Below are 13,301 nucleotides of genomic sequence, written 5' to 3' on the forward strand. Positions count from 1 at the left end.
AACGGGACAAACAACTCCCGGCCGTCGCCAATGGCTCGACCCGGCGGGCACGTCGGCTACCGTCGGGGCATGCGCCTTGTTCCGGGGATCGTCGTCGCGGTGACCGCACTCACGCTGACCGCCTGTTCCAGCGGCTCGAACTCGTCCAATGAATCGGCCTCGACCAGTACCGGCGCGCCCAGCAGCACCACGTCGGCACCGACAACCACTCCGACGCAAGGGGATTGCGGGGCCATGTATCTGTCGCAGTTCACGCTGCGGCAGAAGCTGGCCCAGCTGCTCACCGTCGGGGTGACCGGCCAGGCGGACGCGGCGAACGTGGTGAAGACCGAGCAGGTCGGCGGCATCTTCATCGGCAGCTGGACCGATAAGGCCATGCTGGCCCAGCATCAGGTGGACGCGGTGCAGAAGGCGTCGCGGATTCCGCTCATGGTGACCATCGACGAGGAGGGCGGGCGGGTCTCGCGGGCCAAGGATCTGATCGGGGTGGCGCCCCCGGCGCGGTCGATCCCACCCGCGATGAGCCCGGACGAGTTCTACACCTTCAGCCTGGAGCGCGCGAAGAAGCTGAAGGCGCTGGGCGTGACCGCCGACTTCGCACCCGATGTGGATGTCAGCAGCCAGCCCGATGATTCGGTGATCGGCGACCGCTCGTTCTCCGACGACCCGGCGGTGGTGGTCCAATACGCGGGCGCGTTCATCCGGGCGTTGAAGGACGCCGGGATGGGCAGCGTGATGAAGCACTTCCCCGGCCACGGGTCCGGTTCGGGCGATTCGCACACCGGTGCGGTGCGCACGCCGCCGCTGGATCAGATGCAGGACACCGATCTGGCGCCGTTCCGGCAGCTGGTCGACTCGGGCGCGGCGGTCATGGTCGGGCATCTGGACGTGCCCGGGCTGACCACTCCGAATGTGCCGGCCAGTATCAGCCCGGAGGCCATGAAGTTGCTGCGGGAGGGCACCGGCTATGGCGCAGCACCCTTCGGCGGGGTCATCTTCACCGATGATCTGAGCGGCATGGCGGCCATCACCAATCGCATGAACATCGAGGAGGCGGTCGAGGCCGCGCTGGTCGCGGGCGCCGACAATGCCCTGTGGATCACCACGGACGCCGTGTCGAAGGTGCTCGACCGGCTCGAGGAAGCGGTCAAGAGCGGCCGCCTGCCGGGAGCCCAAGTGGATAAGTCGGTGCTGCGCGTGGCAAAGTTCAAGGGCTCCGCGCCGCTCTGCTGATCTTCGGCAGGGCCAACCGCTACGCCGCGGCAAATCAGCGGCAATTCGCGCTCGCGGAACTTACCATGGAGTAAGATAAGGACTTCGACGCTCCACAAGGGCGTCGACTGTCCGGTCCTAGGGAGTGTGAATGGCAGGCGGAACGAAACGGCTTCCTCGCGCTGTGCGCGAGCAGCAAATGCTCGACGCCGCCGTGGAGGTCTTCTCGCGCAAGGGGTACCACGACACCTCGATGGATGCCATCGCCGCCGAGGCGAAGATCTCCAAGCCGATGCTGTACCTCTACTACGGGTCCAAGGACGAGCTCTTCCGGGCCTGCATCCACCGCGAGAGCATGCGCTTCATCGAGGCCGTCGCCGTGGCGGGCAACCCCAAGCTGACCCCGCACGAGCAGTTGCGCGCGGGCCTCGAGGCCTTCCTCTCCTACGTCGACCAGAACCGCCTGTCCTGGCAGGTCCTCTACCGGCAGGCCCTGGGCCAGCAGCCCTTCGCCTCGGAGATCTCCAACAGCCGCGACCGGGTCATCGAACTCACCGCCAAGCTGCTGGAATCCAGCGCCAAGTACGCCGAGCCCGGCACCAATTTCGAGGTCGTCTCGGTGGCCGTGATCGGTGCGGGCGAGGCCATCGCGGACCGGGTGGCCAGCGGGCAGATCGATATGTCGGTGGCCGTGGACCTGCTCGACGATCTCGCCTGGCGCGGTCTGTCGGGCAACAAGAAGAAGGCCGAACAAGTCTGATACCCCACGGGCGCACGGCAGGAAGGAACAGCGATGTCCGGAAACACCATGCGCGCGGTCGTACTCGACGCACCCGGCCCGGTGGAGGCGCTGCGGATACGTGAGCTGCCCATCCCGGTTCCGGAACCCGGGCAGGTGCTGATCCGGGTGAAGGCGTTCGGGCTCAATCGGTCCGAGCTGCACACCCGGCTCGGGCTCGCGGAAGGCGTGGTCTTTCCTCGAGTGCTCGGCATCGAGGCGACCGGGGAGGTCGTGGCGAGCCCGGGCGGCGAGTTCCGGCCCGGGCAGCAGGTGGTCGCCATGATGGGCGGGATGGGCCGCGTCTACGACGGCGGCTACGCCGAGTACACGTGTGTGCCCGCCGCGCAGGTGATTCCGTTCCACAGCGAGCTGGACTGGCCGGTGCTGGGCGCGGTGCCCGAAATGCTGCAGACCGCCTACGGTTCGCTGACCGTGGGCCTGGACGGGCAGGCGGGACAGTCGATCCTGATTCGCGGCGGCACCTCGTCGGTGGGCATGGCGACGGCCATTCTGGCGAAACAGCGCGGCATGACCGTACTCTCGACCACCCGCAATCCCGGCAAGGCGGCGGCCATGACCAAGGTCGGGGTCGATCATGTGCTGATCGACGACGGTGCGGTCGCGGACTGGGTGCGGGAGATCCTCGGGGACGGCGTGGACACCGCGCTGGAGCTGATCGGCACGCCGACCCTGCCGGACACGCTGCGCGCCACCAAGGTTCACGGCGTCGTGTGCTTCACCGGGATGCTGTCCAACGAGTGGATCGTCGAGAAGTTCTATCCGATCGGCTACATCCCGGCCGGGGTGCGGCTGACCGCCTACGGCGGGGAGGCGAGCGATCTGCCCGCGCCGGTGCTCCAAGACTTCCTGGACGCCGTCGCGGCGGGCACGGCGACGGTGCCGGTGGACCGCGTGTTCACGATGGACGAGATCCGCGAAGCACACACCTACATGGAGGAAGGCAAGGCCACCGGCAAGCTGGTGGTCGTCCCCTGAACTAGAGTCGCTGCGATCGATTCTGCGGGACGGCCGGTTCGGCCGGGGAACGGGGATGAAGGTGTTCGGCTTGCTCAGGCCGTGCGCGCACGGCGCCGCACGGCACGGGATCGACCCGTCGGCGTGGCAGACGCATATGTGCGGGCTGTGCCTGGGACTGCGGGACGGGCACGGTCAGATGGCGCGCGCGGCGACCAATACCGATGCCATCGTGCTGGAGGTCCTCACCGAGGCCCAGCAATCGCAGCCCTCGGCCCGGACCACCGCCGGTCCCTGCCCATTGCGCGGCATGCGGCGAGCCTCGGTGGTGGCCGCCGACGCCCCGGGCGTACGGCTGGCCGCGACCGCGTCGCTGCTGCTGGGCGCGGCCAAGATTCGCGACCACATCGATGACGGTGATGCCCACCGACTGGCCCGCCGTCCCCTCGCCCGCGTCTCGACCCGATGGGATGCCCGGGCCCGCGCGGCCGCCGCGCCGCTGGGGCTGGATGTCGAACCGCTCATCGCCGCCATCGAATCCCAGCTCCGACTGGAGAATTCACCCGACAGCACGCTCGAGGAGCTGACCGAACCCACCCGGCTGTGCGCGGCGGAACTGTTCGCGCACACCGCGATGCTCGCCGACCGTCCCGAGAACGCCGACGCCCTGCGCGAGGCCGGTTGGCATTTCGGCCGCATCGCCCATCTCGCGGACGCCCTCGAGGACCTGGACGCGGACCGTGCCGCGGGCCGCTTCAATCCGCTGACGGCCACCGGCACCACTCCGGAAGAGGCGCACGCCCTGGTGGCCGAATCGAATTCGCTGCTGCGCGCCGCGCTCGCCCGGGTGGCGCTGGACCGCGCCGCGACGGTCCGCTGGATGCTGCTCGATCCGCTCACCGGTGTCGTCCGCAAGCTCGGTCGCGCCGCGGGCATCGCGCATACCTGCGCGACCGGGTCGTGCCGCACCCGCGCGACGGATGGCCGGGCTGCCACCGCCGGTGCGGACTTCACGCCGCTGCCCGAGCTGGTGCTGCTCGACACCGACAAGTCTTCGCCGGTGCGGAAGCCGGGGCTGCTGGAGGGGCTGGGCATCATCGGATCGCAGTACTGCACCGGATATGCCTGCTGCGCTGCGCATACCCGGCCGTGCAGCGGCGAGCGCAAGGACCCGTGGATCAACCGCTGCGACTGCGATTGCAACCCCTGCGACTGCTGCGATTGCGGTGACTGCGACTGTTGCGATTGCGACTGCTGCGGCTGCGATTGCGGCTGCTGAGCGCGGCGCATCCGGGATGTGAGTGCGGCGCAAGGGGTGCGCAAGCGACGGTTCGCACGCTTGGTGCATGACAACGGCACATGTTCCGGTCCTGGTGGTCGGCGGCGGTCTGGTGGGTCTGTCCGCCGCGCTGTTCCTCGAATTCCAGGGCATCCCTTACGTTCTGGTGGAGCGGCGGACGGCGGCCTCGCCGCTGCCCCGCTCGCGGGGGCTGCCCACCCGCACCGGTGAGCTGTATCGCCAGGTCGGGGTGGAGCAGCGGATTCTGGCGGCGGCGGCAACCGCGTTGCGGGCCGGGCAGTTCGGTGGCGCCTGGACCGGCGAGTCGGTGCGGACCGCCGAATCGCTGGACATGTCCGGCATGCACGCGGCCGTCGCCGCCAAGGATCCGAGCCCGGCGAAGTTCGTGTTCCTGCCGCAGGTGCAGCTCGAACCGGTGCTCGCCGAGGCCGCACGGGAACGCGGTGGGGATCTCCGATTCGGCACGGAGCTGGTCGAATTCGAGCAGGACGCCGACGGCGTCACCGCGGTGCTGCGGGACGCGTCGGGTGGGCGGTCGGTGCTGCGGGCGGACTACTTGATCGCCGCCGACGGCGCGGGCAGCCCGATCCGGCGGGCGCTGGGCATCACCGGCACCGAATTGCCGCCCACGCACCACTACCTGAATGTGTTCGCCCGCACCGATCTCACCGGTCTGCTGGACGGCCGCGGCTTCAGCCAGTGCGAGATCACCGGACCCGGCGTGCGCGGACTCGTGTTGTCCAAGAACAACACCGACGAATGGTCCTTCCACATCGAGTACGACCCGGCCGTCGAATCACCGGCGGACTGGCCGGACGAACGCTGCGTGGCCGCGATTCGCGACATGGTCGGCGCACCCGATATCGCCGTCGAGATTCTGGCCCGAAGCGCCTGGGACACCGGCGCTTTCGTGGCGGACGAGTACCGCCGCGATCGCGTCTTCCTGGTCGGCGATGCCGCGCACCGGCACGCGCCCTGGGGTGGCTACGGCGGCAATACCGGTGTCGCCGACGCCCACAATCTGGTGTGGAAGCTGGCCGCGACGCTGCGGGGGACGGCCGGTCCGGCGCTACTGGATTCTTATGCGGCCGAACGCCGCCCGCGGGCCGAGGTGGCGGTCGAGCAGTCCCGGCTGGCCACCGATTTCCGGACCCGCTACGGCATCCGAACCGCGGACAATGCCGATGACCTGGCTCGCAGGATCGACATGTCCGCGGTCATGACCCGCTACCGCTACGCCTCGACGGCCGTGCTCGACGCACCCGACCCGTCCCCGCACGTGGCGGCGCTGCACGGCCAGACCGGAACCCGCGTGCCGCACTGGTGGATCGACGCCGGAGCCCTGTCCGTCTCCACCCTCGACCTGTGCGGCCCCGGCTTCACCCTGCTGATCTCCGGCCCCGCCGGCGCCTGGCGCGAGGCCGCGGCGAAGGCCGAGCGCGACACCGGCATCGACCTCGCCGTGCACGCCCTCCCGGCCGCCGACTGCGCCACCCACGCGGGCCTGGCCGCGGGCGAGGCCCTGCTGGTCCGCCCGGACCACCACATCGCCGCCGGACCGGACTCGGGCCTGACCCCGGCTTGGCTGGGTGACGTGCTGATGCTGCTCAACGGCTCTGAAAACTCAAGAGCCGCACACCGTTCCGGGCGGATGTAGAAACCCCTGCGTGGCGACATCCGTATTCGAAACAGTGTGCGGCTCTATCACCCCCTTCGGGCGGACCGCCTAGGTGGCTCCGCCCGAATTCTCGGGTGACACGACGCTCGTCACTTTCAGCGCAGCGTAGCGGTCAGGTGCGGGAAGCCCTTCTTCGGGTTCTTCAAGGAGATGTCCCACCCTTCGGACACCTGGTCCGCGTAGAGGTTCACCGTGGACGGCAGGAAGATCGGCTTGCCGAATTTCACGCCGTAGGTGACCTTTTCGGGGATCCGGCCCTCGAGCGCGCCGAGCACCGTGGCGGCCGACCACATGCCGTGCGCGATCGGCTTCGGGAAACCGAAGGCCTTCGCGCCCAGCGCCGAGGTGTGGATCGGGTTGTGGTCGCCGGAGGCCGCGGCGTAGCGGTTGATCATCTTCTGATCGACGCGCAGCGCCTTGAGCGGCGGCGGCGGAACCTCGTCGGGCTTGGGCTCCGGCTTGGGCCCGCCCGAGAGCGAGGTGCGCTGCTGGTGCAGGAAGGTGGTGACCTGGCGCCACACCAGTTCCCGGCCCACGTTCACCTCGGTGATCGCGTCCACCAGCAGCCCCTTGGGGTGCTCGCGCAGGTTCTCGATGTGGGTCTCGAAGTCCAGCGGTTCGGACACCGAGATCTCGCGGGTGCGCTCGATGACGTTCTCCGCGTGCACCGCGCCGACGGCCACGAACGGGAAGTCGCGGGCGACGACCAGCTGCATGGCCAGCGGGAAGCTGAGCACGAACGGGTAGGTCAGCGGCAGCGCGTCGCCGAAGCGCAGGCCGGTGGCCCGGCAGTAGGCGGCCAGGTGGTCCGGATCGACCTTGAAACCCTCGAGGCGGACCGTGCGGTCCGGCAGGGTGGGCTTGCGGTTGGACAGACCCGGCACCGGCAGCGCGCCCAGGGCGGCCTTGACGAACAGGCCGCTGTTCTTGGGCACCTCGGTGAGGTTGATGGTCTGGGTCATCATGCTCCGATCATGGCCTGGCCGCAGACGCGAACGATATTGCCGTTCACCGCGTTCGACGCCGGGGAGGCGAAATAGGCGATGGTCTCGGCGACGTCCACGGTCTGACCACCCTGCAGCAGCGAGGACAGCAGACGGCCGCCCTCGCGGGTGGCCAGCGGGATGGCGGCGGTCATGGCGGTCTCGATGAAGCCGGGGGCCACCGCGTTGATGGTGATGTTCTTCTCGGCCAGCTTCGGAGCCTCGGCGTTCACCATGCCGATAACACCGGCCTTGGACGCGCCGTAGTTGGTCTGGCCGCGGTTGCCCGCGATGCCCGCGATGGAGGACACGTCGATGACGCGGCCGCCGGAGCGCAGCGCGCCCTTGGCGACCAGGCCCTCGGTGATGCGGTGCGGTGCGGCGAGGTTCACGTTGAGCACGGAGTTCCAGCGGCCCTCGTCCATGTTGGCGAGCAGCTTGTCGCGGGTGATGCCGGCGTTGTGGACGACGATGTCGATGCCGCCGAAGCGCCCGGTGGCGAACTCGGCCAGCTTCTCGGCGGCGTCGGGGGCGGTGACGTCGAGGGCGAGGGCGGTGGCGCCGACCTTGTTGGCGGTCTCCGACAGCGCCTCACCGGCGGCCGGGATGTCGGCGACGATGACGGTCGCGCCGTCACGTGCGAAGACCTCGGCGATGGTCGCGCCGATGCCGCGGGCGGCGCCGGTGACCACGGCGACCTTGCCTTCCAGGGGCTTGTCCCAGGAGGCGGGGGCGGTGGCGTCATCCTTGCCGACCCGGAAGACCTGGCCGTCGACGAAGGCCGACTTGGCCGACAGCACGAAGCGCAGGGTGGACTCCAGACCCGTTGCGGCGGTGGCGGCTTCGGGGTGCAGATAGACCAGGTTGGAGGTGGCGCCGCGCAGCAGCTCCTTGCCGACCGAGCGGGTGAAGCCCTCGAGCGCGCGCTGCGCGATCTGGGCGTCGACCGAACCGGCCAGCTCCGGGGTGGTGCCGATGACAAGCACGCGACCCGAGGGCGCGATCGAGCGCATGGCGGGCTGGAAGAACTGGAACAGCTGCTCGAGCTCTTCGATGGTCTTGATGCCGGTGGCGTCGAACACCAGGGCGCCGAACTTCACACCGGGGGTGACCGAGTCCACGAAGGTGTAGTCGCCCAGCAGGTTCCGCACGGCGTCGGCGACGCGGCCCTTGCCGCCCAGCAGCACCGGGCCGGGGAGCGCGGGCTCACCCTGCTTGTAGCGGCGCAGGGTCTCCGGCTGCGGCAGGCCGAGCTTGCTGGCCAGGAACGCGCCGGGGGCGGAGTGAACGAAAGATCCGTAGAGGTTGGGAGCGCCCTTGCTCTTGCTGGCAGCCACGTTTCCTACCTTCTCCTTGGTTTCGGCCCGCCAAAAGCGGTATTGCGCACACATGCGCGGTACGGTGTCGACAAATGAACTTACTCCAGAGTAAGTTTAATGTAAACCGAGTGACGCGTACCCCGAGGGGACAGCGCGTGGCGGAAATCCCACCGACGAGACACTGGAGACTCGAGTGACCACCAAAGCCCGTTCGGCGAAGGCCGCGGCCAAGACCACCAAGCAGGCGCGCCCGGTTGCCATCCTCGGCGGTAACCGCATCCCGTTCGCTCGTTCGGACGGCAAGTACGCCCACGCCTCCAACCAGGACATGTTCACCGCGGCGCTGAACGGCCTGGTCTCCCGCTTCGGCCTGCAGGGCGAGCGGCTGGGCATGGTCGTCGGCGGCGCGGTGCTCAAGCGCGTCGGCGAGCACGGCATGATCCGCGAGAGCGTGCTCGGCTCCACCCTCTCGCCCTACACCCCGGCCCACGACCTGCAGCTGGCCTGCGGCACCGGCCTGCAGTCCATCGTCACCGTGGCCGACGGAATCGCCTTGGGCCGCATCGAGAACGGCGTCGGCGGCGGCACCGACACCACCTCCGACGCGCCGATCGGCGTGAGCGAGGGCATGCGCGAGTGGATGCTCGACGCCAACCGCGCCAAGAAGAACTCCGACTACGTGAAGCTGGTCGGCCGCCTGCGCCCCTCGATGGTCGGCATCGAGATCCCGCGCAATGCCGAACCGCGCACCGGTCTTTCGATGGGCGAGCACGCCGCCATCACCGCCAAGGAGTTCGGCGTCTCCCGCGAGGCGCAGGACGAGCTGGCCTACCTGTCGCACAAGAACATGGCCGCCGCCTACGACCGCGGCTTCATGGACGACCTCATCACCCCGTTCCTGGGCCTGACCCGCGACGACAACCTGCGCCCGGGCTCCACCATCGAGAAGCTGTCGACCCTGAAGCCGGTCTTCGGCGTCAAGCTGGGTGACGCGACCATGACCGCGGGCAACTCCACCCCGCTCACCGACGGCGCGTCCGCGGTGCTGCTGGGCTCCGAGGAGTGGGCGGCCTCGCGCAACCTGCAGCCGCTGGCCTACCTGGTGGACTCCGAGGTCGCCGCGGTGGACTACATCCACGGCCCGGACGGCCTGCTGATGGCCCCCACCTACGCGGTGCCGCGCCTGCTGGCCCGAAACGGCCTGACGCTGCAGGACTTCGACTACTACGAGATCCACGAGGCCTTCGCCTCGGTGGTGCTCGCCACCCTGCAGGCGTGGGAGTCGGACCAGTACTGCAAGGAGCGCCTGGGCCTGGACGGCGCGCTGGGCAAGATCGACCGGTCGAAGCTGAACGTGAACGGCTCCTCGCTGGCCGCGGGCCACCCGTTCGCCGCCACCGGCGGCCGCATCATCGCCCAGACCGCCAAGCAGCTGGCCGAGAAGGGCGGCGGCCGCGCGCTGGTCTCCATCTGTGCCGCGGGCGGCCAGGGCGTCGTCGCGATCGTCGAGCGCTAGCACCCCGTTCGAAGGCGGTGTCCCGGTCCGGGACACCGCCTTTGTCGTTCCAGGGTCCGATTCGATTTCAAGCCACCAGGTTTCGGGTGCGGATGGCGAGGTCGGAGATGCGGGCGGCGTCGTAGCCGGTGACCGCGCTGCGGACGGTGTCGTGGAACGGGGCGATCCAGTGGGCGGGGATCCCGGCGGCTCCGGTGAGGATGCCCGCCACCGAACCCGCGGTCGCGCCATTGGAGTCGGTGTCCCAACCGCCCTCGACGGTCAGGGCGATCGTCCGCGTGAAATCCCCTCCGCCCCACAGCAATCCGGCGGCGATGAGGCAGGCGTTGCCGACGGCGTGCACCCAGCTGTAGTGGGCGTGGCGGATGCGGACGGCGGCCACGGCCTGCTCCCAGGAGTAGCCGCGGCGGTGATCGTCGAGCACCTCCGACAGGGCCACGGCCAGGCGGGACCTGGCCGGGATGACCGATCCCGCGACGGTCAGGGCGGCGGCGGGGACCGGGGTGGTGAAGGCCGCGGCGACCAGGGCGGCCGACCACATGGCGGCCCATAATCCGTTGCCCACATGGGAGACCGAGGCCTCACGCGCGGCCGCCACGGCGGCGCGGCGGGGTTGACCGGGATGGGTGTAGCCGTGAATGTCGGCGCGGATGAGCGCGCCTATCCACTCGCGGTAGGGGTTTCGATAGGTGGCGGTGTCGGGCGGGGCGTAGCCGTCGATGAGATTGCGGTAGGCGACGCGTTCGGCGGTGTAGGTCTGCAGGAACGGCAGGCGTTCGAGCCACAGGTCGGTGACGTCGTCGGCGGTGAAGCCCGGACCGCGCCGCTCCAGCAGGTGCAGGCCGAGAATGGTGTAGTCGATGTCGTCATCGCGCGGGCAGCCGTCGATGCCGCCGAGAGTGGCTGCGCGCCAATCCCTCCGGCTGGTGATCTCCGGCGGGACCGGATCGGCGACCGGCACGTAGTCGCGCAGCGGATACGCGCCGAACGGCTCCAGATAGGCGCGGATACTCTCGGGTGTCCAGACGAAACCGTTCTCCAGCGGCTTGCCGAGCGTGCAGCCGACGCAGCGGCCGAGCCAGCCGCCGTGGATCCGGTCCAGCAGCTCCGTCTCGGGGATCCCCGGCATCGGATCCTGTTCCGCATCAGGAAGATTCGCGCTCCACGGCGCGTCCACCCATTCGGTGTACGGCCAGTCCGGCAATCGAGGCGCCCGTTCGATCCGGTCCAGCAGCCGCCAGCACAGGGCCGGGACGGTCTGCTCGGTATGGGTCAGGTCGCGCACTTCCTCCGCGAAATCATCGACCGAGTAACCGGATTCGGTGCGCTGACACCATTCGTAGTACAGCAGGGCCCGCGGATCGGCCTCGTGATGGCCGAAGAAGGCCGCCTCTATGGTCACAACACCTTCCGTATGAGTTCACAACACCGCCTGGGTGGCCGCGACCACCTCGGAGAGCAGGGGCATGGATTCGTCGCGTTCGGGTGGGCGCGCCCACCAGCGGCCCTCGTGGGTGTGGCGGCCGAAGCCGGTGGGCAGGATGACATTGCTGCGATGCGGTCCGATGTCGATGCTGTTGCGCTCCAGCACTTCCAGGCATTCATCGGAGGGATAGCCGTCGAAGACCGCCAGGAAGGTGCGGCGCGGCGGCTTGTCCCGCACCAGCACCGGGCCGGGTATGCCGCGGGCGACCAGTTCGTCGAGTATCAAGCCCCCCAACGTTTCCGGCGTGTTCAAGGCGGCGATGGTGTCGACCAGCGGTAGCACCACGAATCCCGGGGTGGTCACGTGCACGTAGGGGAGACCGAACAGGGAGCGGTATACACGCGCCCACTCCTGCGGGGTCGTCAGCTCGTCCAACCGCACAATCCACCCCTCGTTCGGGCCCAGCTCCAACGACGGCGATGTCGAACGTCGGCGAACGCGACTGCTACGGCCGACAATCTCAGTGAAAACCCGGAACCACCGGCGCACCACCGGTTTGGGTAAATCGTTGGCGAACTGTGGAGAACTTGCGACGTGCCCGGCCTTGCCAAGTCCGCTGAACGGTCGGTTTCGGGGGTAGCCTCGGGGGTACAGACAGACGTCCCACCAGGAGGTACGTCATGCCCTGCGATTTGATGCTGATCGCCTACGACGGTTCCGAGAACGCCCGGCGGGCCGTCGAATACGCGGGCCGGTTCCTGGCGGCGAATCGAGCCGTGGTGCTGACCGCGTGGGAGCCGATGGTGCGCCAGGCCGCGCGCTTGTCGGGGTTGTCGGGGGTCATGCAGCCGGAATGGATGACCGACGACGAGATCGAGGACGTCGCGCTGGTCGACGCCCGGAATATCAATGCCGAGGGCGTGCGCCTGGCCAAACTGGCAGGTCTGAACGCCGAGGCGCGCACCGCGGAGTGCACCACCACCATCTGGAACGCCATTGTCGAGGTGGCCGACGACCTGGATGTGGACATCATCGTGGCGGGCACGCGCGGGGCCACCGGCATCCGCGCCCTCATGCATTCCAGCGTCGCGGACGCGGTGCTCAAGCATTGCCACCGTCCGGTACTCATGGTGCCGCCCGGCCGCGAACCCGCCGCCAAACACGGGTGACGGCCCGACCGGGACGGGTGGGGCCGCTCACGTTGCGGGAAAGTCACTGGGACGCAAGGAAATACCCGGCAACACCGGCGTGACCGGGTGAGACTTGCGTCGCTCCCCGGGGCTCGGCGCCCGCGCACGGGACTATGGTCGAAGCATCATGGACGGATTTCTGCTCGCGACGCCGGACAGTGTCTTACGCACCTCGGGCACTCGCACCACGTTCGATGCGCCGGCGGCGGCCGCGGCGGCACTGCGGTCCGGCGCGGCGGAGCTGATCGTCGGCGCACTGCCCTTCGATCCGCGCCGTCCCGCCGCCCTGGTCGCACCCGAACGGGCCGAGCACACCGCCGGACCGTGGCGGCCCGCCGCCCTGCCGGAGCTGCCCGGTGTCCGGGTGGTGCTCGAAATGCCCAGTGCCGCAGAACATGTCGCGCGGGTCGCCAAGCTGGTGGAGCAACTGGCCGATCCGGGGCAGCCGCTGCGCAAGGTGGTGGCGGCCCGGTCGCTGGTGGCCGCCGCCGACGCCCCCCTGGAGCCCGAGGTGATCGCCGCGCACCTGGTGACCCGGCATCCGCGCGCCGCCGTCTACGCCGTCGACCTGTCCCCCGCCGGGCGGCCGGGCGAAACGCTGCTGGGCGCCACGCCCGAAGTCCTGGTCTCCCGCCGCGGCCGCGCCGTCACCCTGCGCCCGCTGGCCGGCACCCTGCCCCGGCTCGCCGATCCGGACGCCGACGCGGCCCAAGCCCGAGATTTGCTGGCCAGCACCAAGAATCGCGACGAGCACGCCTACGTCATCGACTGGATCCGCGAGCGCTTGGCCCCGGTTTGTTCCGAACTCACCATCCCCGACGGCCCCGAACTGCTCTCCACCCCCGAGGTCTGGCACCTGGCCACCCCCATCCGCGGCGAGCTCCGCGAACCCGCCACCACCGCCCTCGACCTGGCCGTCCT

At 69.5% G+C, this 13,301-nt stretch carries 12 protein-coding genes; 8 read left to right on the forward strand and 4 right to left on the reverse strand.

The window, feature by feature from the left end; genetic code table 11:
* Positions 1-69: 69 nt before the first annotated feature.
* The 5 genes from ACAM49_RS25490 (at position 70) to ACAM49_RS25510 (ending at position 5,925) form a co-directional block, all read left to right on the forward strand.
* Positions 70-1,233, forward strand: coding sequence for a glycoside hydrolase family 3 N-terminal domain-containing protein (locus ACAM49_RS25490; RefSeq protein WP_369638087.1), 1,164 nt, complete (start codon positions 70-72; stop codon positions 1,231-1,233).
* Between the two features lie 130 nt (positions 1,234-1,363).
* Positions 1,364-1,972, forward strand: a complete 609-nt coding sequence (locus ACAM49_RS25495; RefSeq protein ID WP_369638088.1) for a TetR/AcrR family transcriptional regulator — start codon at positions 1,364-1,366, stop codon at positions 1,970-1,972.
* Between the two features lie 33 nt (positions 1,973-2,005).
* Positions 2,006-2,989 carry a zinc-binding alcohol dehydrogenase family protein gene (locus ACAM49_RS25500; protein WP_369638089.1) on the forward strand — a complete coding sequence of 328 codons (984 nt, stop codon included), beginning with the start codon at positions 2,006-2,008 and terminating at the stop codon, positions 2,987-2,989.
* 55 nt (positions 2,990-3,044) lie between these two features.
* Positions 3,045-4,247 carry a DUF5685 family protein gene (locus ACAM49_RS25505; RefSeq protein ID WP_369638090.1) on the forward strand — a complete coding sequence of 401 codons (1,203 nt, stop codon included), beginning with the start codon at positions 3,045-3,047 and terminating at the stop codon, positions 4,245-4,247.
* Between the two features lie 67 nt (positions 4,248-4,314).
* Positions 4,315-5,925: an FAD-dependent monooxygenase gene (locus tag ACAM49_RS25510; protein WP_369638091.1), complete on the forward strand. Its 1,611-nt coding sequence runs from the start codon at positions 4,315-4,317 to the stop codon at positions 5,923-5,925.
* A gap of 116 nt (positions 5,926-6,041) precedes the next feature.
* Here ACAM49_RS25510 and ACAM49_RS25515 read toward each other — a convergent pair whose 3' ends face one another.
* Positions 6,042-6,911: a MaoC family dehydratase gene (locus tag ACAM49_RS25515; protein ID WP_369638092.1), complete on the reverse strand. Its 870-nt coding sequence runs from the start codon at positions 6,909-6,911 to the stop codon at positions 6,042-6,044.
* The gene (locus tag ACAM49_RS25520) at positions 6,908-8,266 is read right to left on the reverse strand and encodes a 3-oxoacyl-ACP reductase (RefSeq protein ID WP_369638093.1); all 1,359 of its coding nucleotides are present in this window, start codon (positions 8,264-8,266) and stop codon (positions 6,908-6,910) included. The genes ACAM49_RS25515 and ACAM49_RS25520 overlap by 4 nt, the downstream gene beginning before the upstream one ends.
* Positions 8,267-8,441: 175 nt before the next feature.
* Between ACAM49_RS25520 and ACAM49_RS25525 the strand changes: the two genes are divergently transcribed.
* On the forward strand, positions 8,442-9,764 hold the full coding sequence (locus ACAM49_RS25525) for an acetyl-CoA C-acetyltransferase (protein ID WP_369638094.1): 1,323 nt from the start codon (positions 8,442-8,444) through the stop codon (positions 9,762-9,764).
* 67 nt (positions 9,765-9,831) lie between these two features.
* On the opposite strand, the gene ACAM49_RS25530 is transcribed toward ACAM49_RS25525, so the two are convergent.
* Both ACAM49_RS25530 and ACAM49_RS25535 read right to left on the reverse strand, forming a co-directional pair.
* A complete protein-coding gene (locus ACAM49_RS25530; RefSeq protein ID WP_369638095.1) occupies positions 9,832-11,166 on the reverse strand; it encodes an ADP-ribosylglycohydrolase family protein in 1,335 nt (444 codons plus the stop codon).
* 18 nt (positions 11,167-11,184) lie between these two features.
* Complete coding sequence (locus ACAM49_RS25535; protein ID WP_369638096.1) at positions 11,185-11,625, reverse strand: hypothetical protein; 441 nt, start codon at positions 11,623-11,625, stop codon at positions 11,185-11,187.
* A gap of 245 nt (positions 11,626-11,870) precedes the next feature.
* On the opposite strand from ACAM49_RS25535, the gene ACAM49_RS25540 reads away from it, so the two are divergent.
* Complete coding sequence (locus ACAM49_RS25540) at positions 11,871-12,359, forward strand: universal stress protein (protein ID WP_369638097.1); 489 nt, start codon at positions 11,871-11,873, stop codon at positions 12,357-12,359.
* 148 nt (positions 12,360-12,507) lie between these two features.
* Positions 12,508-13,301, forward strand: a 794-nt coding sequence (locus ACAM49_RS25545; RefSeq protein ID WP_369638098.1) for a chorismate-binding protein, incomplete at its 3' end; no start/stop codon positions are given.

Origin of the sequence: Nocardia sp. JMUB6875 (genome assembly GCF_041154655.1) — a bacterium.
Classification (GTDB): domain Bacteria; phylum Actinomycetota; class Actinomycetes; order Mycobacteriales; family Mycobacteriaceae; genus Nocardia.

Bases quoted from the DNA above. Each gene is read 5' to 3' on its own strand.
- ACAM49_RS25540 (WP_369638097.1), top strand. From the start codon at position 11,871: ATGCCCTGCGATTTGATGCTGATCGCCTACGACGGTTCCGAGAACGCC.
- ACAM49_RS25500 (WP_369638089.1), top strand. From the start codon at position 2,006: ATGTCCGGAAACACCATGCGCGCGGTCGTACTCGACGCACCCGGCCCG.
- ACAM49_RS25505 (WP_369638090.1), top strand. From the start codon at position 3,045: ATGAAGGTGTTCGGCTTGCTCAGGCCGTGCGCGCACGGCGCCGCACGG.
- ACAM49_RS25495 (WP_369638088.1), top strand. From the start codon at position 1,364: ATGGCAGGCGGAACGAAACGGCTTCCTCGCGCTGTGCGCGAGCAGCAA.
- ACAM49_RS25490 (WP_369638087.1), top strand. From the start codon at position 70: ATGCGCCTTGTTCCGGGGATCGTCGTCGCGGTGACCGCACTCACGCTG.
- ACAM49_RS25510 (WP_369638091.1), top strand. From the start codon at position 4,315: ATGACAACGGCACATGTTCCGGTCCTGGTGGTCGGCGGCGGTCTGGTG.
- ACAM49_RS25515 (WP_369638092.1), bottom strand. From the start codon at position 6,911: ATGATGACCCAGACCATCAACCTCACCGAGGTGCCCAAGAACAGCGGC.